The organism is Phaeobacter sp. NW0010-22, assembly GCF_040365955.1.
In the GTDB taxonomy this organism is placed as follows: Bacteria; Pseudomonadota; Alphaproteobacteria; order Rhodobacterales; family Rhodobacteraceae; genus OMPR01.
The window spans coordinates 81,494-106,635 of record NZ_BAABWT010000012.1 but is presented as its reverse complement, the minus strand read 5'-3'; the positions used below and the strand labels follow the sequence as shown (position 1 = coordinate 106,635).

The following is a 25,142-nucleotide window of genomic DNA, read 5'->3' as shown; positions in this document are numbered from 1 at the left end:
TCAATCCAGCGAAAGCGCGGGAAGTTCTCGGCGAAACGGAACACCCTCAACCGCCTCCTCGCCTAGTTCACGGGCAAATCGATGCCCGGCGTAAACAGCTGCCGCGATCGTGCCCGGCGCATTACAATCCCCAATTAACGTCACAGATTTGGCGCGCCCCTGCAACTCAGCGAACAGAGTTTGGCGTGGGTTTCGCATCGCAACAGGAATAAGTGTACCACACTGAATTCGTTGAATTCTATCTGTATACATACACACTAAGTCGACACTATCTGCGTGAATAGTAGCAAGGTTATGAAGCGGTATGATGCGCACCCCAATTTCCATGAGCCTAGCCTGGATACGGGTTTGCTCCATTGTATTGTGGGTCCAGTGCGACACATCCGCGGCGGGTGTCACATAAGTTACTTCATGACCCTCATTCCGAAGCTTCTCAGCCAGAACGCCCGCCATGTAATAGTAATCATCATCGAAGATCACCACAGGACCTACTGGCGTTGCACCTGCACAAATCGCATCCACACTCATCACCGTGTCAGAGTTGAACCCCGTGATCGCGCGACGGTTGTTGCGCCCGATACCCGTCGTATCCCAATCAGACCCTGTCGCCAGCACAATGTGATCCGCCTCAAACTCCAGCACTTGATCCACGCTGAGCGAACTGTTGAGATAAGTCGCCACATTTGCCATCTGGCTGATCTGGTACGTGCGGTAATCAGCCACGCGCCGCCACTGATTTAGACCCGGCAATTGGCTTTCGATTTGAACGCGCCCCCCCAAGGTATCACTCCTTTCAGCCAACGTTACATCATAGCCGCGCTGCCCCAAAGCGCGCGCGGCCTCAAGCCCCGAAGGTCCGCCACCGACGATAAGAAAACTTTCATCCGCTGACTTGGGTGCAATCCGTTCAGGATGCCATCCCCTGCGCCACTCTTCACCCATTGTGGGGTTCTGTGTGCACCGCATAGGGTGACTGAGAAAATCCCCCGTCACACAGATATTGCAGCCAATGCATTCGCGAATATCTTCAACCCTGCCTTCGTCAATTTTCTTGGGCAGGAAAGGGTCGGCAATCGACGGTCGCGCTGCGCCAATCAGATCGAGAACCCCGTTCTTGATAAGTGACACCATCGCATCCGGTGACGTAAATCGTCCGACACCGACTACCGGCTTGGTGGTAACCTGCTTTACAAAACGAATATAATCCGTCTGAAAGCCTTCGTCCGAAAACCGTGAAGTGGCGCTGTCATTTTCCCACCCGCTGACATTCACGTCCCATAGATCTGGCAGTTCAGCGAGCATCTCGACAATTTCACGTCCCTCACCATCGCTGGAAATTCCGCTTTTGCCACGCATTTCATCCACCGCCAAACGCACGGCAACAGCACAAGTATCACCGATCGCTTCTTTGGTGTCTTCAATCACTTCACGCAGCAACCGTACGCGGTTTTCTAGACTACCGCCGTATTCATCTGTTCTGTCATTCCGGTCAGATTGCAAAAAATGCATCAGCGTTGTCATGTCGTGCCCGGCATACACATAGACGATGTCAAAGCCCGCTTTCTTGGACCGGACCGCTGCATCAACATGCATTTTGCGAAACGCCTTTATATCGGATTTGTCCATCCGACGGGCGTGAACGGGCTCAAGCAAGTCAATCGGCCGCGCGGCGGGGCCCATAGGCACTTCGCGGCTGTAATTGTTGGCTGCTCCCGCACCAAGATGCGCGGGTTCAATTCCAGCCAACCCACCGTGAGCATGAATTTTATCAACCATCTTTCTCAGAACGGGTATGTCGTCATCGTCCCAAAGGCGACTTTCTATAGCGCCTGACAATTCCGAAGTATGCGAAATCTCACACTCTTCGGTATTCACAACACCCCAACCGCCCTCGGCTTTCACGCCGCGCATTTCTGCCATGGATGACGGGTATTGATGCCCCATCCCGTTACAATGTGGCACTTGGAAAAATCGATTTGGAGCCGTCACAGGCCCAATTTTGACTGGCTCAAACAAGACGTCAAATCGCGGATCACGCTTCATTCGGGGCTTCCTTTGGGACAAGGCTGGTGGGGTGGTTAACGTCTAAGCACTGCGGGGCATCGTGAGTTCTTTCCTTGGAAATCAAAATGAGAACCTCTTCGTCACGGGATTCAACTTTTTTCCTAACAAGATTCTCTTTGATCTACTTTTATCTATTTTATTTCAATGCACTAATGCGTCTTCTCTATCTGAACAGTCATTCAATCATTTGTTGCCTTAACGAATGAGTCAAGGCCATAATCCTTGGAACACCAAATTCATGATTTTGCCAAAGAGAGAAGCACATGCCCCATAAACCAAGAATTGTCCGCCTAGTTCCGAATGGGCCACCCGACAAAGGGCTGACTCCACTTGAACTTGATCAAGCGGACTTCCAATCGCTTCTTCCCGAGCAACACTGGCATGTATTTTTTGAAGATGATGAGATCGGACTGACAGTCGGGGTCTGGGACACAACAACCATGCAAGAGACCTTTGGCCCCTACCCCGGCGATGAGTTTGTAAGCATCTTAGAGGGAGACTTCGCGATGGTCGACGGAACAGGCAACGCAACACGCGCAGGCATAGGGGATTGCGTAGCGTTCAGGAACGGCGCACCGATGAGTTGGAAACAACAGGGGTATCTCAAGAAATTCTTTATCACCCTCCTCTCCCCCAACGCGGAAACACCACAAATCGACACCGCAGACGAAGCAGTCATCATCGTAGATCCAGATACGCCCTTGAAGGCCTCTTCGAAGCCAGGGGAGCCCATTGAGCGTGAGCATATCAGCTTCAGAAATGACACCGGAAACATGACCGTGGGTGTTTGGGAATGTGAGACCGCAGAGTTTGAGATGGAGCCGTTTTCAGTGCACGAATACGTACAGGTGATCGACGGAGAGGCCACGATCACCGAAGCAGCAGGAACTACACATAATGTGAAGGCAGGTGATTGCTTTTTCATCCCGAAAGGGACGTTGTGCAAGTGGAGCATCCCAACCCACATCAAGAAGTACTACGCACAAGTCGCGACTTAACCCCTTTACCACATCAAAGACCTGTGCATCTGATGCCAGCTGCACAGGTCTTTGGCATGCTAACGCGCAGTCAGTCTTTCAGCGGAAAATGCTTGGGGAAGAAGCGCGTTAATGCGTACAGGCAATCATCACGGAACACTTCGCGATCCGGGCCGCCGGGGTACAACATCAAGCACAACCAAGATCCGTCAGAAAGCGCCTCGATTGAGCGCGTAGTGCGCTCGATATCGAGGTCTGGATAATCACCATCCGCAACCAGCTCGTTGCAAATTTTTGCGATTTTCTGGTACCGTTCATTGTCATACTGGTTGTGAATCTTCAAATAGTTAGGTCGATATTTTGCCTGCCCCCAAAAAGCAAACCACGCAGCTAACCTTTTGTGAGTACAAACTTTTTTATCGAAGTCGGCACTGATAATAGCCGCAAGACGATGCGCAGCGGTTGGTTTGGCATTGTCGTAATACTGCGTCCAAATATCATAGTGCTCTTTGGCCAGATACCCCAAGGTCGCATCGTACAGCGCTTCCTTGTTCTTGAAGTGGTAATTGACCACACCATGAGACAGCTTGGCCTTCTCTGTTACGTGCCTCAGCGTCGTGTCTGAAAATCCGCGCTTAGAAATCGAATCTATCGCTGCCATTATGAGCTGCTTTTGACGCGTTTCCTTAGGAGCGGTTCGTTTTCTCGACGACGCGATTTTGACATTCATAGTTAACTTTCTCCGCGCTCCGCCAGCTGTTGATCCTTCAGATCCGCGCGCTGCTGGCGGAACATTAAGATCGCTGCAATTGCTACACACGTTGCAATTACAAGAATCATTATCGTGGCAAGGGCATTAATGTCAGGCCTCAATCCAAGTCTTATGCGAGAGAATATTAGGATCGGCAAGGTGTTAGCCCCGGGCCCAGTTACAAAGCTCGCGATCACCAGATCATCAAGCGAAAGGGTGAAGGCCAGCAGCCAGCCAGAGATCAACGCAGGCGTTAACCGTGGGATCGTAATTGCGGTCAAGACTTTGAAAGGTTTAGCGCCAAGATCTGCCGCGGCTTCTTCCAAATCTTCACCCATGCCAGTTAGACGCGCCTGAATGGTCACGGCCACATAGGCCAGCGAAAAAGTGATATGGGCAATTGTTATCGTTGCAAAGCCCCGTTGCTCAGGCCAGCCGACCAATTGCTTCATAGAGATAAAGAAAACCAACAAGGACAGGCCAGTAATCACCTCTGGCATAACCAAGGGGGCAACCAACATCCCGCCAAACAATGTGCGCCCCCTAAAGCGGCCAAACCGCACCATGGCGAGCCCTGCCAAAGTGCCCAACATCGTTGCAAAAGTCGCGTTCACAAATGCGATCTTTAGACTGAGAGATACGGCCATCCAGACTTCTTCGGACTGAAACAAGACTTCGTACCACCGCAGCGACCACCCACCCCACACCGGTACAATTTTGGAATAGTTGAACGAATAGACGACCAGCAGAACCATCGGCACATAGAAGAATGCCATTCCAAGTACGAGCATGATCGTCAAAAAACGTGAGCGCTTTCCGTGCATGTCTATTGCCCCTCCGAAGCTTTGCCTTGGAAATACTGAAAAACCATGATGGGCAGCACCAATAGGACAAGCAGAACAATCGCCACCGCCGCGGCGACGGGCCAATCGCTGTTACGCGAGAACTCGTTGTACAAAACCCGTCCAATCATCTGCACGTTCCCTCCACCCAAGAGATCAGGAATAACATACTCGCCGGTTGCCGGGATAAAGACCAACAAACAACCAGCAACGACGCCCGGGGTCGTCAGAGGTAGCGTAACCCTAAAGAAAGTGTTCATTGGTCGAGAACCAAGATCTGCAGCGGCTTCGTTCAGGCGGCCATCCAGCTTTTCCATATTGGCATAGAGAGGCAGTATCATGAAGGGCATGTAGGTGTAGACAATACCGATATAGACCGCGAACTCTGTATAAAGCATGCGTATCGGCTCATCGATCAAACCAAGCGACATCAGTAAATTATTGATTGTACCTTGATCTGCGAGCAACCCCATCCAAGCGTAAACGCGCAGTAGGAAAGATGTCCAAAAAGGCAAAATAATAGCAAACAAAAGAAGTGGCTTAGCCACAGGACCGGACCGCACAATCGCATAGGCAATTGGATACCCGAAAAGAAGGCAAAAGAACGTTGAGGTGACCGAAATTTTCAACGAATTCAGGTAAGTGTTGCGGTATAGGTCGTCTTCTAGAATATAAGTGAAATTATCAAACACCAGTCGGATCGTTACGATCCCACTATCGGCCCATTCAATCATTTTGGTGAACGGCGGGCTAGCGATCGCAAGTTCAGCCAGGCTAATTTTCGCGACAATAAAGAATGGCGTAAGAAAGAAGAGAAGAAGCCATGCAAAGGGAATAGCAATGATAACCAGCCGCCAATTGTCCTGAAGCTTGCGCCGCATCCGGCGAAGCAGCGATTTCTTCTCAGGCTGAGACGGGATGGACGGTTGGGTGGAAAAATCGGTCATTCGGTAAGCAACATCACACTAGATGGCTCCCAAGCGATGTTAACTTTGTCGCCCCACGTTATGCGGTGCTGTCTATTCATCGGGCGCGAACTGTTCGGAGAAGTGATGTCTACAATCTGACCATTCGGGAGTTCGATTTTGTAAATTGACATCTCACCCAGATATCCAATGTCATCCACAACCCCGCTTACTTGGTTTGGACCAGAAGCCGGTTCATCGGTTTTGGTTATGCGTATCTTTTCAGGCCGTAGTGCCACCCAAATCTTACTGCCAACTTTGACAGATTGGCCATGGTCGATGAAAACCTCTGCGACGTTGGTTTTAACGCGCACATGGTCCGCACCATCTTCTGTAACGCGCCCTTCAAACACATTTGCAGACCCGATAAAATCCGCCACAAATCGCGATTCTGGAAACTCGTAAATTTCCGTGGGTGTACCTATCTGCTTGAACTTTCCTGCATCCATAACTGCCATACGCGTTGAAAGCGTCATGGCTTCTTCTTGATCATGCGTCACGACAATAAAGGTCACACCAACCTTTTCCTGAATATTGGCGAGCTCAAACTGCGTTTGCTTACGCAATTTTTTATCCAATGCAGCCAAAGGTTCGTCCAATAGCAACAAACGTGGTTCTTTCACTAGGGCGCGTGCAAGCGCGACGCGCTGGCGTTGCCCCCCTGACAGCTGTTGTGGTTTACGTTTCTTGAAGTCTTGAAGTTCAACCAACGTGAGGATGTCATGCACACGGTTGCTGATCTCGCTTCGAGCCATTTTGTCTTGTTGCAAACCGAATGCAATATTCTGCTCTACGCTCATGTGTGGAAACAACGCATAGCTTTGGAACATCATGTTTGTTGGTCGGTCGTAAGCCGGAACATCCTGCATATCGACACCATCAATCGTGATGCTGCCACCATTGAGGCCTTCAAATCCAGCGAGCATACGTAAAAGCGTGGATTTTCCGCACCCAGACCCGCCCAAGAGACAAAACAGTTCGCCCTGATAGATATCAAGATCAACATTATCAACGGCGGTAACTTCGCCATATTTTTTTGTGACACCCTTAATCTGAACCAAGGGCTGTTGCCCATCTTGGTCAAGCCAGGGCGTTTCGCTGACAGTTCCTGTCTCAGTCAAAGCATGCCTCGTGCGCTAGTAGAAATGACAGCGAGCAGCGGCGTTCTCAAAGAAAACCGCTGCTCAAGTTCTCACACAAAGCAATTAGTTGCCGGCTTTGAAGTCAGTCCAAGTGCGGGTCTGCAAGCGCTCCACTTTCGGGGGCAAAACAGCTGTTGTGTACATTTTGGCGACTTGCTCAGAAGTCGGAAAAGCCGCCGGGCTTGAGATCACATCGTCATCAACCATCGGCTTAGCTGTCAGGTTCGCTGTTGCGTACCAAGTAAAGTTACTGTCAGCAGCACCTACTTCAGGGCGCATCATGTAGTTGAGAAAAAGATGAGCGTCATCTTTGTTAGCTGCATCACCTGGGATCATCCAGCCGTCGATCCAGAGCTGAGCCGCACCATCCCCTTCTGGCAGGAAGAAATCGAGAACCACCCCGGTATTTGCTTCAACCGCGCCAGACATAGCAAGCAGCCCATCAGGACCCCAGGTTGTTGAAACACAGAACTCTTTCTGAGGCATCCGTTGATAAGCATAGTTATCAAAAGTTTTCACATAGGGACGAATTTCGGCCAACATGGCCCCTACTTTTGCGTAGTCGTCTTTGTTGGTGGAGTTTGGGTCCAACCCCATATGCGCTAGAGCCATCGGGATAATGTCACCTGGTGAATCTAGAAAAGAAACGCCGCATTTCGCGAGTTCCTTCATGTGGACGGGGTCAAAAACCATATCCATCGAGCCAATCGGCGCATCCGCATAAGTTTCAAGCACCAAGTCTTTATTGTAAGTGACACCGTGGGTGCCCCACATGTACGGAACGAAGTGCTGGTTGCCCGGATCCCAATCAACGGCCAGCTGCGCCATCAGCGCGGGGTCCATATTTTTAACGTTGTCCAATTTGGACATATCCAAGGGCGCAACAATGCCTGCCTTGATCAAACGAGCAACATCACCACCAGAATGGCTAACCACGTCATAACCACTGTTACCTGCAAGCAGCTTTGCATCGATTGCTTCAGCAGAATCGTAAGGGTCATAGATAACTTTAATCCCATACTCTTTTTCAAAGTTCGAGATTGTATCTTCAGCGATGTATTCGCCCCAATTGGTAACTTTTAGAACGCGATCCTCTGCAAGCGCGATGCTTGCAATTCCTAAGCTAGCTGCTGCTGTGAGCGAACTCCCCAAGATATTCTTGATGATCTTCATAGTTTCTCTTCTCCCTATTTGATGACCTTATCGGAGGCTTTTTCGCCATTGCGCGCGCTAGTTATTCGATTTTTCGTTGGGCAGATGTCTTTCAACTTGGCTATGCAATTTCGACAGTCGAACTCTTGTTTGAGACTTTCTATCTGAACGGTCAGTCAGAACGGTAAGCAGTGTCGACCGACCCTGTCAAGCACACCGGTGCCCTCATTTTCTTCATCAATGCGGGTAATCAAAACAGACAACATGATAATGTCCCTGTAACACTGGGGTTTCATGGCATTACCACAAAATATTTTAACACACCTTCTGAATGGCCAGTCAGTCAGAAATACTTGACGCTGATAGAGTTTTAGGCATCTATGAATTTGAAGGATGTCGTTTCTTAGCTGGCGCAGCCCCACCCGACGCTATCTATCAAACACCGCGGACTGACTTTGCCACTTCCGCAAAAATCCAGGAGCAAATGAATTGGAAAGTCTGGCCTGCAAGATGAATACAAATGTAAGAGACATTGCCATACCAAACGACTGGGATCGCCGCGGCCTGCCCGGCTGGTGTTATCACAGCCCCGCCTTGTTGGAGCTTGAAAAAGAAAAGTTGTTCAAGACACACTGGCAGATCGCTTGCCATGTATCTGATATTCCCGAAGCGGGAAGCTTCCAGTGCTTCGATATGTGTGATGAACGGGCCATTATTCTGCGCGATCCCAACAACGAAGTCCGGGCTTATTACAACATTTGTCGCCATCGGGGCTCGCGTCTTGTTGTCAAGGACCAAGGCACGTGCCCCAACGCACTAATTTGCCCTTTTCATGGCTGGGTCTACAACTTGGATGGCACGCTCAGGGGCCCCGGTCGACCCGAATCCTTTCCGCAAATGGACAAAAGTAAATTTGGCCTGCGCCCAATCGAAATGGAAGTCTGGCAAGGGTTTGTTTTTGTACGTTTCCGCCCCGGGCCACAGCCTTCTGTTGCTGAGTTAATGCGCCCATTTGAGGAAGAAACAGCTGCCTATAAGATGGATCAACACGTACCGACCGATGGTATTTGGACAGAGAAATCTCCGGTCAATTGGAAGTCCGTGCGCGATGTCGATAACGAAGGATATCACGTTGCGATGGCACACCCCGCACTACAAGATTTGTATGGCTCGACCTACAAGGATGAGCCTTTCGTTGATGGCGTATCTCGCTCTGATGGTGAATTTACCCCCACAAAGGGGCGCCGTTGGGCCGTTCGCAATTACAAGAAAATGAGCATGCCACAATCGTTCCTTCCCGAGCATCTGCAAAAAAGATGGTTGTACTACGGGATTTTCCCAAACTCCGTCATAGCGGTGACGCCTGAAACAGTGTTGTTTTATCAAGAGTTCCCAGTGGCAACGGGTGAATCGGTGCTGCGCAGTGCAACTTACCGAAATGAAACTGAAAATCGCCAACAACGCGCCGCGCGCTACCTAGCCGCCCGCATTGACCGCGAAACAGTAGACGAAGATATTCAGCTGACCATCTGGTCTAATGAGGCGATGGCATCAGACTCATTCGAAGGTTTCTACCTGTCTGATCTCGAATACGGCGTGCGCAGCCATCATGATCATCTGCGCAAGGTTTTACCAATTTACACCTTAGATGACGCCCCAGACGAAGATCAGCTTTCTGCGCTAAACACATCGATGCAGCACACAGGTCAGACGTGATCCCACCCAAGCCAAATACCGTCGAGTTCAACAAGCAGAAGACTATACTCTACGCCCGCGTTGGCCCACCCGGTTCTGGGGCGGCAAGGTATGCCGCTGCCATGTACTTCTACAACATGAAGCTCATGCCGGTGGAGATGCTCGAGATCTACCGCAGATGTAGCAAATTTGACGACGAAGACCCGAATGATTTGGCCACCTACGAAGGTGTTCAGGATTGCCTGTTGGATTTCAGTACATCCCTCAGAAAGAAAACATGAGCAAGATTCCACAAAACCCCGAGGTGATCGTTATCGGTGCAGGAACGGCTGGCCTTTCCGCTGCAACCGCGTTGCTGGCCGCCGGAATTGAAACCGTTGTTTTGGAAGCCGCAGCACACACAGGTGGGCGATGTGTCACCGATACAACCACGTTCAGCGCCCCTTTTGATCGTGGGGGATCTTGGCTCCACTCTGTGTCGCTTAATCCACTTGCCCGGCTCGCGGAACAACGCGGCGCTGTGTTGCACAAGGCGCCATGGCTATGGTCCCATGTCCACACAGAAGGGTATGACCTTACCAGTGACGAAGTGCTTGCGTATCGAGGATACCAAGAGGCCATGTGGCTCGCCATCAATAAAAGAGGCGCTGAAACCACAGATACAACCACTGCCGCCGCAATGCCTGACGGGCCGTTCAAAACGTCTGCCACCTGTTCCATCGCACAAATGATGGCAGGCGATGCCGACTTAGTTTCAGCTGCAGACGTTTACAATTATGCGGATGCAAAAGGCGATTGGTTGGTTGGCGGCGGTCTCGGCGCTTTCATACAAGATTTGCATCCAGGAATTCCTACTCAGCTCAACTGCCCCGTTAGCAAAATTGACTACAACGGCACTGGTGTAGAAGTAACAACTCCGCAAGGCGTTCTGAAAGCAAAGCATCTGATTTTGACGGTTTCCACCGGCGTCCTTGCGTCCGGAGCAATCGAATTTGTGCCGGCCCTGCCTATCCAAAAACAAGATGCGGTCGATATGCTGCCAAACGGTCTCTTGAACAAAGTCGGCATAGAGTTTGATCCGGCATGGTGCGACGCCACACAAGGCCAGATCGCAGATTACCACACGGGGGGTGATGCCTTTTGCTCCCTATTATTTGGGTTCTTTGAGACCAGCATCGCGACAGGATTCTTGGCTGGCCGGTTTGGAGAGGCGTTAGAAAAGGAGGGCGTCGGAGCTGCCACAGACTATTGCTTGCAGGGACTGCGCACTGTGTTTGGTAATGACGTGACTAAATATGTGCTTCGTACTGACGAAACCAACTGGAGCACCAATACCTTAACGCTAGGGTCTTACAGCTACTCCAAGCCCGGCGGAGCAGGTGCACGCAAAATGTTGGCAGAGACTCTCGATGAACGCATCTTCTTCGCCGGAGAAGCAACCATGACAGAGTCCTATGCCACAGTGCACGGTGCTTTCCTCAGCGGTCAACAGGCTGCTGAACGCGTTATCGCGACGAGGGTTGGTGCAAGCGCAACTCTCACCCGGCTCAAAATCTAACGGAGCACGAAATGGACAATACGAATTCGAAAAACTGGGATAATGACCATTTCATGCACCCATGGGAGGGCATGGACGACATAGGTCAAAACGACCGCGCCTTTATCGAGGCAAGCGACGGCGTCTATGTCACAAATGATGCAGGCCAGAAAATGTTAGACGGTCCCGCTGGCATGTGGTGTGTCCAGGTCGGGTATGGCCGAGACGAAATAGCAAATGCTATGGCCGAGCAAGCCCGCCAATTAGCGTATTTCTCGCCCTTCAATAACACCAACTCTGTTGCTACTGAATTTGCACGTGAAATTGCAAAACGGACGCCAGGCGATTTGAACCACGTGTTTTTCACCACCGGGGGATCAACGGCGGTTGATACTGCGCTGCGGTTTGTTCACTTCCGCAACAATCTACTGGGCAAACCGACCAAAAAGAAGATCATCTCACGTCAAAAAGCCTATCATGGCAGTACCTATCTTGCCGCGGCCGTTAGCGGGAAAGAGCGGGATCGCCTGTGGCTCGACAAGCCAGACGAGCTCGCTCACTTCTTACCAAACGTGAACCCTATTCTGCGCGCACCAGACCAAAGCATTGAAGAATTTCTTGATGAAAAGATCGCCGATCTTGAAAACGCTATTCTAGAGCTTGGGCCAGAGAACGTCGCAGCATTTATCGCTGAGCCCGTATTGGCCTCTGGAGGCGTAATTGTACCCCCGATAGGGTATCATAAACGCTGCATTGAGGTCTGCCATAGGCATGATGTTCTTTATATTTCTGACGAAGTGGTTACCGCGTTTGGGCGCCTTGGCCACTGGTTTGCATCTTATGATGTTTTTGGCATTCAACCCGACATAATTACGTGCGCCAAAGGCTTGACCTCAGGCTATGCACCAATGGGCGCCGCAATCTTTTCGGATCGCTTGATCGCAGATATTTCTGGTTCCGATGGCAAAGGTGCCACATTTTCTAACGGGTACACTTATTCTGGCCACCCCGTTAGTGCCGCGGCAGGCTTAGCAAGCATGCAAATTATTGAGCGCGAAGGAATACTTGAACACGTCCAGACTATAACTCCGCATTTCCAAGAACGCCTGCAGAACTTGTCCAACCTGCCCTTAGTCGTAGATGCGCGCGGAATGGGGCTCATGGGATGTATCGAGTGCTCCTATGATCCCGACCATGGCAGTTCACTCGCACGCGACTATGAACTTGGTGCGAACATCGATGCAAAATGTCAGGAAAATGGCTTGGTCCTGCGCCCAATCATCAACATGTGCGTGATGTCGCCGCCGCTTGTAATTTCACCAGATCAAATAGATCAGATGTTCGATGTACTAGAAGACGCGATCGGTTCCGTCGATTAGGCCATCACAAGCTCCTAAAGCGTCGCCTAGGCGCAGTATCTGCCTATGATAGAAAATGGTGTCGTTTTTCGATTCATCGTCTCGGCAGCAGGCATGTTCAAGGTGACAATTATGTTCTCTTTTGTCGTTTCATCCCCTTCTTCAACATCGTCGTTTGGACCGTAGGATGGCCTTTTTTCCCGAGGCCTTGATCAAAACTTGTGCAGCTCTGCCTCAAGAACGCGTTTAGGCTTCAGGTAACGACGGTGCATATGTCGCCGCTCAGAGCACTCAGGCCTCCGGCATCCTCAAGCAAAGTGATAATTTTGGCCACTCCCTCTCGATTACGCAGCGAAGTAAACACGAAAGGTCGCCCCCGACGCATCTTTTTCGCGTCCCGGTCCATGACCTCCAGCGATGCACCTACATAGGGGGCAAGGTCGGTCTTGTTAATGATCAGTATATCAGATTTGGTAATGGCCGGCCCACCTTTGCGGGGAATTTCCTCTCCAGCGGCCACGTCGATCACATAAATCGTTACATCCGCCAGTTCCGGGCTAAAAGTGGCTGACAGATTGTCACCCCCACTCTCGATCATGACGATTTCGACGTCTGGATGCCGGTCGACCATCTCAGCCACAGCGGCAAGATTGATTGATGCATCTTCTCGGATCGCAGTATGAGGGCATCCGCCTGTCTCGACCCCGATGATGCGATCTTGTGGCAAAACCTGCATCCGCATCAATGCTTCAGCATCCTCTTTCGTGTAAATGTCATTTGTGATGACACCGATAGAATATCTGTCGCTCAAGGCTTTGCTCAGAGCAGCAGTAAGTGTTGTCTTACCGGCACCAACAGGGCCACCGATTCCAACGCGAAGTGGTCCATTCATCGTGCTCATGTGCGAAAAATCCTTGAATACTGGGTTTCGTGTTTCATCGCTGCTATGTCCGACAAAAAGGCTGAATTGCCGAGTTCATCGAGCGAAGCACCGCTGGCGTCTGCGACAATCTGGCTACAAAGCTGTGTCAATTCGCGGATCAGCTTTTGGCCTTCGGTCTGACCCAGTGGAACAAGACGCATGGCCACCGCCACAAGATTGGCCATGAAAGCTTGCAGGTAGAATTGCCTGGTAAGGTCCAGTGGCAAGCCCCGCAGCCGGGCAGCGCGGCCAACAGCGACCGGATAGGTCAGCCCCCGAAGATCCGCGCTCCAGACCTTTGACGTGATTTCACAGAATGCTTCGCCCTGTAAGCGGGTTTCTTTCATGCGCTCGGCCGACGCCGAAAAGGCGCAACTCATCGCGTCGATCTCGCTCAGGTCGTTGGCCTCGGCCTGATAGGCCGCACCAAGGAACAGGCTGTCATTCCACCCAGCACCATTTCGTAGCACTTCTGCAATCCATGCGCCGGTCTGTTCTGCTGTGGTCACTTCACCCGCATCAATGGCCCATTCCAGCCCGTGCGAATAGGCAAATGCCCCCACCGGGTAAGCGGGGGAGAACCACTGCGTCAAGGTCAGGATGTCAGTGGCTGTGACCATGGGTCCGCCCGTGGCCATAAGCCCCGCCTTCTGGTGTAAAAGGCTCGACCACCTCGCGCACACTGGCGCCGATCTTGCCCAGCATATCACGGATCACATGGTCGCGCTGGATCAGCAACCGGTCGGGCTCAATTTGGCAGGGGGTGTGACGGTTGCCGATATGCCAGGCGAGCCGGGTCAGATCGTTGCCGGTGACTTCTAACAATTCTTCCTCGGCGGCTAAGACCCCGATCAGGCGACCATCTTCCAGCTCGAACGCGGCGCCATGATCAAGTGAGATGGTATGGGTCAGATCGACGAGAAACGTCTCGGCCTGTACCGTCGTCAGCATCTTGCGGCGCAGGAAACGGTCGTCATAGCTGAGCGTCACACAGTCATACGCATCGGACCAATGGCCGGGTTTACGGGTTTGACGGCTTGGAGGAAGGGTCATGGGAAGCACTTTCAAAACAGGAAATAGCGTTGTGCCATTGGCAAAACCTCGGCGGGTTGACAGGTGAGCAGCTCTCCGTCAGCGCGCACTTCGTAGGTTTCGGGGTCGACTTCGACCTTCGGCGTGGCGTTGTTGAGAAGCAGGTGAGACTTGCCAATATTGCGGGTGTTCTTCACCGGCAGCGTGTCCTTGGCGAGACCCAGTCGCGCGCCGATTCCTGCATCTTGCGCAGCGGCGCTGACAAAAGTGACTGCCGAGTTTTCGACAGAGCGGCCATAAGCACCAAACATTGGGCGTGAGTAGACAGGTTGCGGTGTCGGGATCGACGCGTTGGGATCGCCCATCTGCGCCATGACTATAGTACCGCCGAGCAGAACCATCTCAGGTTTCACACCAAAAAAGGCGGGGTCCCAGAGCACCAGATCAGCCCGTTTTCCGGCTTCGATACTGCCGATCTCGTGAGAAATTCCATGGGCGATGGCCGGGTTGATAGTGTATTTGGCGATGTAGCGGCGCACCCGGTAATTGTCATTGTTGCCGGTTTCCTCAGGCAACCTGCCCCGTTGCTTCTTCATCTTGTCAGCAGTCTGCCAGGTGCGGATCAGCACTTCGCCAACGCGGCCCATGGCCTGACTATCGGATGCGATTATGGAAAACGCACCCATATCGTGCAGGATGTCCTCGGCGGCGATAGTCTCTCGGCGGATACGACTTTCAGCAAAGGCGACGTCCTCCGGAATCGACTTGTCGAGATGATGGCAGACCATCAGCATGTCGAGATGCTCTTCCAAGGTATTCACTGTGAAAGGACGAGTGGGGTTGGTTGAAGACGGCAGAACATGCTCTTCGCCGCAGATCTTAATGATATCCGGGGCATGACCGCCGCCCGCGCCCTCGGTATGAAAGGCATGGATGGTGCGGCCTTTCATGGCGGCCACAGTGTTCTCGACAAAACCAGATTCATTGAGCGTGTCAGTGTGGATCATCACCTGTACATCCAGATCATCGGCCACTGACAGGCAGCAGTCGATGGCTGCAGGCGTTGTGCCCCAGTCCTCATGCAGTTTCAGTGCACAGGCACCGCCAAGAACCTGTTCTTCAAGTGCTTCTGGCAGAGAGGCGTTTCCCTTGCCGGCAAAGGCAAGGTTCATCGGAAATGCATCCGCTGCCTGTAACATTCGCCCGATGTGCCATGGACCGGGGGTGCAAGTGGTGGCCAAGGTGCCATGCGCCGGGCCAGTGCCACCGCCTAGCATGGTGGTCAGGCCGGAATGCAGCGCATCTTCTATCTGTTGTGGGCAAATAAAATGGATGTGGCTGTCGAACCCTCCAGCCGTCAGGATGCGACCTTCGCCAGCGATGATTTCGGTGCCGGGGCCAATAATTATATCAACGCCTGACTGAGTGTCAGGGTTGCCCGCTTTGCCGATCTTGTGAATGCGTCCGGATTTTAGTCCAACGTCGGCTTTGTAAATGCCGCTATGGTCCACTATCAAAGCGCAGGTGATCACTGTGTCCACGGCTCCAGCGGCGCGGGTAACCTGGCTTTGCCCCATGCCATCCCGAATTACCTTGCCGCCACCAAATTTCACTTCTTCACCATAGGTCGCATAGTCATGCTCGACTTCGATGATCAGATCCGTGTCGGCCAGACGCACCCGGTCTCCGGTCGTGGGTCCATACATTGCCGCATAATCGGCACGATGCATTTTACCCGGCATCGTTCAGTTCCCCCATGATATGCTGATTGAACCCATAAATGTGACGCCGTCCGCCGATTGGCACCACGTTCACTTCACGGCGCTGGCCCGGTTCAAATCTGACTGCGGTTCCAGACGGGATATCCAACCGCATCCCAAGAGCCGCGTACCGGTCGAAATCCAAAGCTGGGTTGGTTTCTGCAAAGTGGTAATGTGATCCAACCTGAACAGGGCGGTCTCCGGTATTCGCAACCATCAACCTAGTCCCCCATAACCCTTTGTTCAGCTTGATCTCGCCCTCTGCAGGTAGAATTTCCCCGGGTATCATTTGCGGCGCACCGCAACCAAAGCTCCGCCAAAAGCCACAACCAGAAAAGTGACAAGCAAAGGCAACCAGGAAGGATCAGAGGCGTGCGGATGCATGTGAACCCCAGAGTGGGCAAGCGCGGGACCAGTGGCCAGAACAAGCAGAGCGGATACAATAGTTTTCATGACGGATCTCCTTTAGCGGATCGGGTTGTGGACGGTGACAAGCTTGGTGCCATCCGGAAATGTGGCTTCGACTTGAACGTCATGGATCATCTCTGGGATGCCCACCATGCATTGATCGGCTGTAATCACATGCGCACCAGCTTCCATCATGTCAGCCACCGTACGCCCATCACGGGCACCCTCGACGACCGCATCAGTAATCAGTGCAATGGCTTCGGGGTGGTTCAGCTTGACGCCCCGCGCAAGCCTTTTGCGGGCTATCTCGGCAGCCAAGGCTACCAGCAACTTGTCTTTTTCTCTCGGGGTCAGGTTCATTTCAAATCATCCAACATCTGGGAAGGTCTTGGCCGGTAAGAAGACTGATCACCGGTATAAGGGTCTGGCGCAGATCAAAGCTGTCTGTCGCGAGCATGCGCAGAACCAAAGTATCGTCGTACAACAGGCTGGCTCCGCCAGTTTCGGGCAATAGCTCTCTTACCTTTGAGAGGTAGGCTTGCGCATCGTCGGCGATATACACCAGCGATGCCATGGCCAGCGCCCCGTTGGCGATAAAGCGGCGCGCGAGATGCGCGTTCACGTCACCCCGCAAGGTCATCGAGTCAACATAGACAGGAACGCCTTTCTTTCGGATCTGAATTCGATCACGGAAGAAAATGTTCGTCAGAACTTCACCCATTGCGGTGCGACCGAATATCAGCGGTTCAACCATTAGAAAGGACGCGCGTTCGTCTAAATCTACAGACAGCTGCCGATCCATCGCCGAACCGTTGAACAGAATGGTTTCCTGAGGGAGCCAGTTGACTCGCGCGCCAGAAGTGACCTGCACCGTGCTGCGAACTTTGCCAATTTGGCCGGGTTGGGCCTTGTAAGCACGTTCGCAGGCTTGGGTCGTCAAAGTCAGCGTCGTCCCGGCCTTGGTCTGCACCGAATTCTCAAACGCATCTCCACCAGTCACGCCCCCTGCAGTATTAAGGAACACAGCCTCAAGGCCTTCGCTACGCGAGCGAGGAAAAAGATACTTGGACGAACCCGCCTGATACAGCCGGTCTACAACCGTGCGCTTTCCAGACAACTTGGTGCCCAGGTGCAGCACGCCTCTGGCTCGAGGCTGAGCCACTGTGTCGGCCTCGGCTGTTATGAATGCGTGCTGTGTGATGTGGGCATCCTCGTGTCTTTGGGTTGCCTAAGGTCTTTGCGCTCTGAAGTTAGAAGCACCACAAGAAACAGCGTTTCGTAATGCTGCCTCTGGTGTTGCGTCTAATTATTGAGCGAAAGCTGCGATGTGAGGTCAAAAACTGTGCAGTAATAGCCGCTGGGTGAGGTTTGCGCCCGCCCAAGTTTGCCTTTCATGCCGCAATGCAGAATCGATGACGGTGCCTGCCAGTGACGTGATGTCTGGAAATTGGGGGTGTGTGACGACCATACGAATTGGACCTCGAAGCGGCCGCCACACGAATTGCAACACGAAGTTGCGGGGACAGGTAATGGAACAAGGCGCCTAAGCGCAAGCCCTGACCAATGGCCCCGCCTGGAGGACTGTATGAATTTTCTCAAATCCACACTCGCCGGATCACTCGTCTTTGCCACACTGGCAGGGGCTGCCATGTCTGCCGAAGACACCATCAAAGTCGGCGTCCTGCACTCGCTTTCCGGCACTATGGCAATCTCAGAGACCACTTTGAAAGACACCATGCTGATGCTGATCGATCAGCAGAATGCAAACGGCGGCCTACTGGGCAAACAACTGGAAGCCGTGGTGGTAGATCCGGCATCAGATTGGCCGCTGTTTGCGGAAAAGGCCCGCGAATTGCTGACCGTACATGAAGTCGATGTGATCTTCGGCAACTGGACTTCGGTCTCACGCAAGTCTGTTCTACCGGTGATCGAAGAACTGAACGGCTTGCTGTTCTACCCGGTGCAATATGAAGGTGAGGAATCGTCGAAAAACGTTTTCTACACCGGAGCCTCGCCAAATCAGCAGGCTATTCCGGCGACAGACTATTTCCTTGAAGAGCTAGGTGTCGAGAAATTCGCTCTGCTTGGCACAGACTATGTCTATCCCAGAACCACCAACAACATTCTGGAAAGCTATCTGAAGGGCAAAGGAATTGCCGATGATGACATCTTCGTAAACTACACACCGTTCGGTCATTCGGACTGGTCAAAGATCGTGGCTGATGTTGTTGCGCTCGGCGCGGATGGTAAGAAAGTCGGCGTGATCTCAACAATCAACGGTGACGCAAATATCGGTTTCTACAAGGAACTGGCAGCCGCTGGCGTGTCGGCCGACGATATTCCGGTTGTAGCCTTCTCAGTCGGCGAGGAGGAACTGGCTGGTTTGGATACCTCTAACCTTGTGGGTCACTTGGCGGCATGGAACTACTTTCAGTCCGCAGATACCGATGTGAATGCCGAGTTCGTGAAAACGTGGAAAGCCACCATGGGTGAAGAGCGCGTGACCAACGACCCAATGGAAGCGCATTTCATCGGCTTCAACATGTGGGTGAATGCCGCGACTGCAGCCGGCAGTACCGAAGTCGATTCTGTGCGGGCTTCCATGTACGGACAGGAATACCCCAACCTGACCGGCGGTATGGCGGTGATGCTCCCGAACCACCACTTGGCCAAGCCAGTGCTGATCGGTGAAATTCAGGATGATGGTCAGTTTGATATCATCAGCCAGACCAGCGAAGTCGCAGGTGACGCGTGGACCGACTTCCTGCCTGAATCGGCTGTTCTTATGTCGGATTGGAAAGATCTGGGTTGCGGTATGTACAACACCGAAACCAAGACCTGTGTTCAGACCCTCTCGAACTACTAAGGCCTGAACTTGAGAAAGGGGCCACTCCCTGGCCCCTTCCAACCCAAGACGCGGACACTTCCGACATGATACGATTATTCTTTGCGGGTCTTGCCGTCCTATTGTCCTGCCTGACAGCATCGGCCGAGGAACGAGACATCCAACCCATCCTGCAAGAGCATCAAGCGGCGATCGCTAAAAGCTCACGCAAGACCATAGGCCCGGCCATCGACGCGATTGCCACCAGTGGCTCGCCAAAGGCACAAACCGTGCTTGAAACATGGGCGGCCAAAGCCATGTGGATGCGGAAGTCCGACGGGGCGTTTTTTGTGGGGGAAAAAACCGAGAACAAAACCTATCAGTTGACCGATTTTGATAGCGGTGAAGTGGTAGGTACATATCCCAGTAAAGAGCTCAAACACCTGAAACCCAACAGCGGTGTCCGTGCCATGATCGCCACGGCGCTGGTGATGTTCCAGTTATCTGATCCGGACAAAGCCAAGCGACAGGGCGCGTTGACATCTATACAGCGTGATCCCTCTGCTGTGCAGTTGGCGCCCTTGCGTGCATCGATCGAGAATGAAGCTGATGCAATGCTCAAAGCCCAGAAACAACGGCTCGAGCGGCTTCTAACCATTGGCTATGATGTAGATATCAAGGCCCGCGTTGAAGCCATCGACGAAATGTCCACTGATCTGAGTGTCGATGTTCGCGCGACCTTGAACCCATTGGTGGCGACGACGCGTAGTGTGGCATCGGGCAATGTGCCCGAAGGATTGAACATCGCGCGGGTTCTAGTGCCTGGCGCTAAAGGGTTCTCCAAGGGCGAGGCCTATTCCCTGCTGGTGGACAAGGGGTTGGCTCGGGCGCAGGTGTCGTCGGACGGTATGCGCAATTCACTGGTTGCCAATATTGATGGGGGTCGAGTCGGCGGCGTACCAGTGGCGCAGCTGGACAAGGATGACGCCCGTAGCCGTGCCTATGCTGCGCTGGCAGAGACCGGCAGAGTGCCTTCGCTTGTTACACAGACAGATATCGATGCTACCCTCGCGAAGCATGTATTCTTTGAAAGCTATGCCGAGCCATCAGTCGAAGTGACGACGGCGGCGAACCACGCACTGGATTCCATCGGCTTGAAGGTTGGTTTCAACCAGACGCTGGACCTGACCCTTGACGCGCTTTCCCTTGCATCGATCTACTTTCTCGCTGCCATTGGCCTTGCCATCACTTTCGGCGTCATGGGGGTTATCAATATGGCCCATGGTGAATTTATCATGATGGGCGCCTATACCGGCTACGTGGTGCAGCAAATCATTCCTGATCACACCGTTTCAATCATCGTGGCAATCCCGCTGGCCTTTGCCGTGACCTTTGCCGCTGGCGTGGCGATGGAGCGGCTGGTGATCCGCTGGCTCTATGCCCGTCCGTTGGAAACCCTGCTGGCAACTTTTGGCATATCCATCGCCCTGCAACAGTTGGCCAAGAACATCTTTGGTACCCAAGCGCGCCCCCTGACGGCGCCGGGTTGGCTGGATGGAGCGCTGGTGATGAACGACGTTGTGTCAATCAGCTATATCCGTATCGCCATCTTCATCCTTGCCCTCACGTTCCTAGGCGTCTTTCTGTTTATCATGAAACGCACCAGGCTCGGGCTTGAAACCCGTGCGGTGACACAGAACCCAAGCATGGCTGCGTCGATGGGAATCAACCCCGGCAAGGTCAACATGCTAACCTTTGGTCTTGGCTCGGGCATTGCCGGAATTGCCGGTGTTGCCATCGGCCTTTTTGCCAAAGTAACCTCTGAGTTGGGCAGCGACTATATCGTTCAAAGCTTCATGACTGTCGTTGTCGGTGGGGTCGGTAACATCTGGGGCACACTGGCTGGGGCTGTCATGATTGGCTTCTTCCAAAAAGGCATCGAATGGCTGAACCCGTCGAACACTCTGGCTGCTCAAACTTACATGATTGTCTTCATCATCATTTTCATTCAGTTCCGGCCTAGGGGCATCATCGCCCTCAAGGGCCGCGCTGCAGGGGATTGAACCATGCAACGCTCTTTCATTGCCAAGAACCCGTCTGTCCTGATCTTCCTTACCTGTTTGGCTCTGTTCACCTTGCTCGTCACGGTGCTGTCCGAGGGCTTTGGAATCGGAACGATCTCGACCAGTTTCATCAAGACGCTGGGCAAGACCCTGTGCCTGTGCCTGATTGCGGTCGCGATGGACCTGATCTGGGGGTTCGCGGGGATCCTGTCACTTGGTCATTTCGCCTTCTTCGGGTTGGGCGGCTACATGATCGGCATGTGGTTGATGTATGAACGCACCCGCCTGATCGTGGTCGAGTCGCTTTCACAGGCAGACATTCCGCCGACAAGTTCAGAGGTCGTTGATGCCATCGGCAACCAAATCTTTGGTGTGGTTGGTTCCAATGAGTTTCCCTTGATATGGGCCTTTTCAGACAGCCTGTTCCTGCAATTGGTGCTGGTCGTTCTGGTGCCGGGGTTGCTGGCTTTGGTTTTCGGGTGGTTGGCATTCCGCAGCAGGGTGACGGGCGTGTACCTGTCAATCCTGACACAAGCGATGACGCTGGCACTGGCGCTATACCTGTTCCAGAACGACAGTGGGTTGCGCGGAAACAACGGGTTGTCTGGCTTGCAGAACCTACCAGCCGTGACCGCCTCGCAGGACGCAGTGTCACTGTGGTTCTTCTGGGCCTCTGCTCTGGCGCTTGGGCTGGGCTATCTGCTGGCGGCTTGGACCGTTTCAGGCAAGTTCGGATCGGTCATCCGCGGCGTACGGGACAACGAGGCGCGCGTGCGGTTCCTTGGCTATTCGGTTGAAACCTACAAGCTCGTAATCTTCACCCTGACCGCCTGCATCGCCGCTATTGCGGGGGCACTCTATTACCCGCAGGCGGGCATAATCAACCCGGCTGAGGTTGCACCGATCGCGTCCATCTACCTCGCAGTTTGGGTGGCCATTGGCGGACGCGGGCGGCTGTATGGAGCGGTCATCGGCGCCGCGTTCGTCAGCCTTCTGAGTACTTGGTTCACTGGTGGTCAGGCACCTGACATCTCGCTGGGTTTTTACACAGTCAAATGGGTGGACTGGTGGTTGGTGCTGCTGGGCTTGTCCTTTGTCGCGGTCACCTTGTTCGCACCGAAAGGCATGGGTGGGCTTATTGATCTGTGGAGCCAGCGCAAAAATCCCAACCGCCATGGTGCAGATCTTGGTCCTGACGACGGCGCGCTACGCGAACAGGAGGCGAGCCAATGAGTACGCTTCTTGAAGTATCCGGTGTGTCCGTCACATTCGACGGGTTCCGCGCCATCAACAACCTGTCATTCCGGATTGGCGAGGCCGAGCTGCGCGCTGTAATCGGACCCAACGGGGCCGGCAAGACCACTTTCATGGACATCGTCACCGGCAAAACCAAGCCGGACGAAGGCCGAGTGATCTGGGGCGAGAAATCCATTTCTCTTCTGAAGATGAACGAAGCTAAGATCGCCCAAGCTGGGATCGGACGCAAATTCCAAAAGCCCACGGTGTTCGAAGATCAGACAGTGCAGGAAAACCTGCTGATGGCTTTGAAAAAACCACGCGGTTGGTTCGCTGTGCTGGCTTACAAGCCAAGCAAGGTTGATCTCGAAAAGGTTGGCGAGCTGGCTCAGGAAATAGGTTTGCTGAACGAGTTGAAACGCAAATCCGGCGAATTGAGCCATGGACAAAAGCAATGGTTGGAGATCGGCATGTTGCTGGCCCAGGAACCGCGTTTGCTGCTGGTGGATGAGCCTGCTGCAGGAATGACGCCGCAAGAACGCGAGCACACCACCGACCTTCTTCTGGAAGCGGCCAAGACCCGCGCAGTTGTGGTTGTCGAGCATGACATGGAATTCGTTCGCCGCCTGAATTGTAAGGTAACGGTTCTGCACGAGGGGGCCGTTCTGGCCGAGGGCAGCCTTGACCATGTCACCTCGAACCAAGAAGTCATCGATGTCTATCTGGGGCGCTGAAGCATGTTGAAACTACAAGACCTGACCCTGCATTATGGTCATTCGCAAATACTGAACGGCATCTCAATGGAGGCCGAGATGGGCGAGGTGACCTGTGTGATGGGCACCAATGGCGTCGGCAAGACTAGCCTGATCAAGGCCATTTCGGGTACCCATCCGCGATCCGGTGGAACCGTGGAGCTGGAGGGCGAAGTGCTGGGTGTCCTGCCCTCGCACAAGTTGGCGCACAAGGGTATCGCCTATGTGCCACAAGGGCGTGAGGTCTTTCCGCTGCTGACCGTGCGTGAGAACCTCGAAACCGGTTTCGTCTGTCTGCCACCGGCCGAGCATTTCATTCCAGACGAAATATTTGAGCTTTTCCCTGTTCTCAAGGAAATGCAGAACCGGCGTGGCGGGGATTTATCAGGTGGGCAACAACAGCAGTTAGCAATCGCCCGGGCACTGATAACCAAACCGCGGCTGTTGCTGCTGGACGAACCGACAGAAGGCATCCAGCCCAACATCATCCAACAGATCGGCGAAGTAATCCGGCTGCTGCGGAACAAAGGCGATATGGCGATTGTACTGGTCGAACAGTATTTCGAGTTCGCCTATGATCTGGCTGACAGGTTTGTGGTTCTACGCAGAGGCGAAGTGATGATGTCGGGAACGAAAGATACGCTAACCAAAGAGGACGTACTGAAGGGCGTATCTGTATGAGCTAAGGCGCTGATGAACAACTCACCGGATCACTCGAAAGGTAAACAACGACGACTCTTTGCCCGCGTCAGACACCAGATAAAGAACCTCGTGATCGCTGCTTAAAGCGATACCTTCGATACCTTTCAAATCTGGAATTTCTCCACTGTCATACTCGATTTCAAGCCGTACCGCCCGATTTGACTTTAGGTCATAGAGAAAAACACTGCCCCCTCGGTCACTGGCCATCCAAAGGGCATCTTGGGCACGGTCATAATACAGACCTGAAATATCAAGTTTTTTGTCCTTTAAACCCGATACACGAAACCCGTGCTTTGCCTTGAGTTTTCTGTGGGCCGTGATGCTGCTCAAATCACCCGAGATTTCCACAAGAAGCCGGGGCTTGCCTTCCTTGACCACAAAAATCCGGCGCCTTTCACGGTCTACCGCAATACCTTCAAGGCCTTTGTTTGTATCAGAGCCCTCAAAGTGGCCTGCGATTGCGTCGTACCCTTTCATCTTGGAAATTGGCAATCTGACCGAGGCTGCGGAATTTCGTTCGTCAATCAGAACAATGGCATTGGTGTCTTCCTGAACCATCAACACGATGCCCTCATCCCAGCCCGCACTCACGCCTTCCAACCCCTCGTACGCTAGGGGAAAAATAACGTCGACGCGCGCTGGAGGCGTCTCAACGGAAAACAGTTCGGCGCTGTCGTCGCTGACGATCCAGAACGCCTGCGAATTCGGTTGAATGTCCAGGCCAGAAGGTTCCTTCAGGCGGTCACGCTGCAGATAAAGCGGTTCTTGTTTAATGAACTGCAATATCGGTGCATTTTGCGCCCGCACATCTGACATCGCGGATGTAAGCAAGCTGGCGATCAGAAAAAAGCGCAGAAAAGTCATATCAGTCCACGTGCAGGAGCTAGGAAAATCTGGCCTGCCTTGAAATTGTTTCAGTTAAGGTTGAGACGCTCAAGCTGTTTTGGAAACGTTTATCTG

Annotated in this window: 25 protein-coding genes; 10 read left to right on the top strand and 15 right to left on the bottom strand. The window is 53.0% G+C overall.

Features of this window, described 5'->3' with window-relative positions:
- Positions 1-2,043, bottom strand: coding sequence for an oxidoreductase (locus ABWV33_RS21465; protein ID WP_353333693.1), 2,043 nt, complete (start codon positions 2,041-2,043; stop codon positions 1-3).
- A gap of 284 nt (positions 2,044-2,327) precedes the next feature.
- On the opposite strand from ABWV33_RS21465, the gene ABWV33_RS21460 reads away from it, so the two are divergent.
- Positions 2,328-3,062 carry a cupin domain-containing protein gene (locus ABWV33_RS21460; RefSeq protein WP_353333691.1) on the top strand — a complete coding sequence of 245 codons (735 nt, stop codon included), beginning with the start codon at positions 2,328-2,330 and terminating at the stop codon, positions 3,060-3,062.
- 70 nt (positions 3,063-3,132) lie between these two features.
- On the opposite strand, the gene ABWV33_RS21455 is transcribed toward ABWV33_RS21460, so the two are convergent.
- The 5 genes from ABWV33_RS21455 to ABWV33_RS21435 all read right to left on the bottom strand — a co-directional run bounded on the left by ABWV33_RS21455 (position 3,133) and on the right by ABWV33_RS21435 (position 7,914).
- Entirely contained in the window at positions 3,133-3,702 is a 570-nt protein-coding gene (locus tag ABWV33_RS21455; RefSeq protein ID WP_181824685.1) for a TetR/AcrR family transcriptional regulator, read from the bottom strand.
- 71 nt (positions 3,703-3,773) lie between these two features.
- The gene (locus tag ABWV33_RS21450; protein ID WP_113824128.1) at positions 3,774-4,616 is read right to left on the bottom strand and encodes an ABC transporter permease subunit; all 843 of its coding nucleotides are present in this window, start codon (positions 4,614-4,616) and stop codon (positions 3,774-3,776) included.
- Between the two features lie 2 nt (positions 4,617-4,618).
- The gene (locus ABWV33_RS21445; RefSeq protein ID WP_435302696.1) at positions 4,619-5,515 is read right to left on the bottom strand and encodes an ABC transporter permease subunit; all 897 of its coding nucleotides are present in this window, start codon (positions 5,513-5,515) and stop codon (positions 4,619-4,621) included.
- Between the two features lie 62 nt (positions 5,516-5,577).
- Complete coding sequence (locus ABWV33_RS21440) at positions 5,578-6,720, bottom strand: ABC transporter ATP-binding protein (RefSeq protein ID WP_353333687.1); 1,143 nt, start codon at positions 6,718-6,720, stop codon at positions 5,578-5,580.
- Between the two features lie 84 nt (positions 6,721-6,804).
- The gene (locus ABWV33_RS21435) at positions 6,805-7,914 is read right to left on the bottom strand and encodes an extracellular solute-binding protein (protein WP_353333685.1); all 1,110 of its coding nucleotides are present in this window, start codon (positions 7,912-7,914) and stop codon (positions 6,805-6,807) included.
- A gap of 468 nt (positions 7,915-8,382) precedes the next feature.
- Between ABWV33_RS21435 and ABWV33_RS21430 the strand changes: the two genes are divergently transcribed.
- The 4 genes from ABWV33_RS21430 to ABWV33_RS21415 are packed head-to-tail and all read left to right on the top strand — an operon-like array spanning position 8,383 to position 12,504.
- Positions 8,383-9,609, top strand: coding sequence for an aromatic ring-hydroxylating oxygenase subunit alpha (locus tag ABWV33_RS21430; protein WP_353333683.1), 1,227 nt, complete (start codon positions 8,383-8,385; stop codon positions 9,607-9,609).
- Positions 9,606-9,869 (top strand): hypothetical protein, encoded by a 264-nt coding sequence (locus tag ABWV33_RS21425; RefSeq protein WP_353333681.1) that lies wholly within the window; start codon positions 9,606-9,608, stop codon positions 9,867-9,869. The genes ABWV33_RS21430 and ABWV33_RS21425 overlap by 4 nt, the downstream gene beginning before the upstream one ends.
- Positions 9,866-11,146: a flavin monoamine oxidase family protein gene (locus ABWV33_RS21420; RefSeq protein WP_353333679.1), complete on the top strand. Its 1,281-nt coding sequence runs from the start codon at positions 9,866-9,868 to the stop codon at positions 11,144-11,146. The genes ABWV33_RS21425 and ABWV33_RS21420 overlap by 4 nt, the downstream gene beginning before the upstream one ends.
- An 11-nt stretch (positions 11,147-11,157) precedes the next feature.
- Positions 11,158-12,504, top strand: a complete 1,347-nt coding sequence (locus tag ABWV33_RS21415) for an aminotransferase (RefSeq protein ID WP_353333677.1) — start codon at positions 11,158-11,160, stop codon at positions 12,502-12,504.
- A gap of 232 nt (positions 12,505-12,736) precedes the next feature.
- On the opposite strand, the gene ureG is transcribed toward ABWV33_RS21415, so the two are convergent.
- Genes ureG through ABWV33_RS21375 form a run of 8 tightly spaced genes read right to left on the bottom strand, consistent with a single transcriptional unit; the run spans position 12,737 to position 17,743 of the window.
- On the bottom strand, positions 12,737-13,384 hold the full coding sequence (gene ureG / locus ABWV33_RS21410; protein ID WP_353333675.1) for an urease accessory protein UreG: 648 nt from the start codon (positions 13,382-13,384) through the stop codon (positions 12,737-12,739).
- Entirely contained in the window at positions 13,381-14,025 is a 645-nt protein-coding gene (locus ABWV33_RS21405; protein ID WP_353333673.1) for an urease accessory protein UreF, read from the bottom strand. Before ABWV33_RS21405 ends, ureG begins: the two co-directional genes overlap by 4 nt.
- On the bottom strand, positions 14,009-14,458 hold the full coding sequence (ureE, locus tag ABWV33_RS21400) for an urease accessory protein UreE (RefSeq protein WP_215194359.1): 450 nt from the start codon (positions 14,456-14,458) through the stop codon (positions 14,009-14,011). Before ureE ends, ABWV33_RS21405 begins: the two co-directional genes overlap by 17 nt.
- Positions 14,459-14,469: 11 nt before the next feature.
- Positions 14,470-16,179 carry an urease subunit alpha gene (ureC, locus tag ABWV33_RS21395; RefSeq protein ID WP_353333671.1) on the bottom strand — a complete coding sequence of 570 codons (1,710 nt, stop codon included), beginning with the start codon at positions 16,177-16,179 and terminating at the stop codon, positions 14,470-14,472.
- On the bottom strand, positions 16,169-16,486 hold the full coding sequence (locus tag ABWV33_RS21390) for an urease subunit beta (protein ID WP_113824137.1): 318 nt from the start codon (positions 16,484-16,486) through the stop codon (positions 16,169-16,171). Before ABWV33_RS21390 ends, ureC begins: the two co-directional genes overlap by 11 nt.
- A complete protein-coding gene (locus ABWV33_RS21385; RefSeq protein ID WP_121998006.1) occupies positions 16,483-16,650 on the bottom strand; it encodes a peptidase M23 in 168 nt (55 codons plus the stop codon). Before ABWV33_RS21385 ends, ABWV33_RS21390 begins: the two co-directional genes overlap by 4 nt.
- A 12-nt stretch (positions 16,651-16,662) precedes the next feature.
- The gene (locus ABWV33_RS21380; RefSeq protein ID WP_113824139.1) at positions 16,663-16,965 is read right to left on the bottom strand and encodes an urease subunit gamma; all 303 of its coding nucleotides are present in this window, start codon (positions 16,963-16,965) and stop codon (positions 16,663-16,665) included.
- Between the two features lies 1 nt (position 16,966).
- Positions 16,967-17,743, bottom strand: a complete 777-nt coding sequence (locus ABWV33_RS21375; protein ID WP_502930929.1) for an urease accessory protein UreD — start codon at positions 17,741-17,743, stop codon at positions 16,967-16,969.
- 447 nt (positions 17,744-18,190) lie between these two features.
- On the opposite strand from ABWV33_RS21375, the gene urtA reads away from it, so the two are divergent.
- From urtA to urtE, 5 genes are all read left to right on the top strand, one after another.
- Positions 18,191-19,471, top strand: coding sequence for an urea ABC transporter substrate-binding protein (gene urtA, locus ABWV33_RS21370; RefSeq protein ID WP_121998007.1), 1,281 nt, complete (start codon positions 18,191-18,193; stop codon positions 19,469-19,471).
- Between the two features lie 65 nt (positions 19,472-19,536).
- Complete coding sequence (gene urtB / locus ABWV33_RS21365; protein WP_353333666.1) at positions 19,537-21,492, top strand: urea ABC transporter permease subunit UrtB; 1,956 nt, start codon at positions 19,537-19,539, stop codon at positions 21,490-21,492.
- A 3-nt stretch (positions 21,493-21,495) separates the two neighbouring features.
- On the top strand, positions 21,496-22,725 hold the full coding sequence (gene urtC, locus ABWV33_RS21360) for an urea ABC transporter permease subunit UrtC (protein WP_353333664.1): 1,230 nt from the start codon (positions 21,496-21,498) through the stop codon (positions 22,723-22,725).
- The gene (gene urtD, locus ABWV33_RS21355) at positions 22,722-23,462 is read left to right on the top strand and encodes an urea ABC transporter ATP-binding protein UrtD (protein WP_353333662.1); all 741 of its coding nucleotides are present in this window, start codon (positions 22,722-22,724) and stop codon (positions 23,460-23,462) included. Before urtC ends, urtD begins: the two co-directional genes overlap by 4 nt.
- A gap of 3 nt (positions 23,463-23,465) precedes the next feature.
- Positions 23,466-24,161: an urea ABC transporter ATP-binding subunit UrtE gene (gene urtE, locus ABWV33_RS21350; RefSeq protein ID WP_113824144.1), complete on the top strand. Its 696-nt coding sequence runs from the start codon at positions 23,466-23,468 to the stop codon at positions 24,159-24,161.
- A gap of 21 nt (positions 24,162-24,182) precedes the next feature.
- Here urtE and ABWV33_RS21345 read toward each other — a convergent pair whose 3' ends face one another.
- Positions 24,183-25,046 carry an SdiA-regulated domain-containing protein gene (locus tag ABWV33_RS21345; protein WP_353333660.1) on the bottom strand — a complete coding sequence of 288 codons (864 nt, stop codon included), beginning with the start codon at positions 25,044-25,046 and terminating at the stop codon, positions 24,183-24,185.
- Positions 25,047-25,142 lie beyond the last annotated feature (96 nt).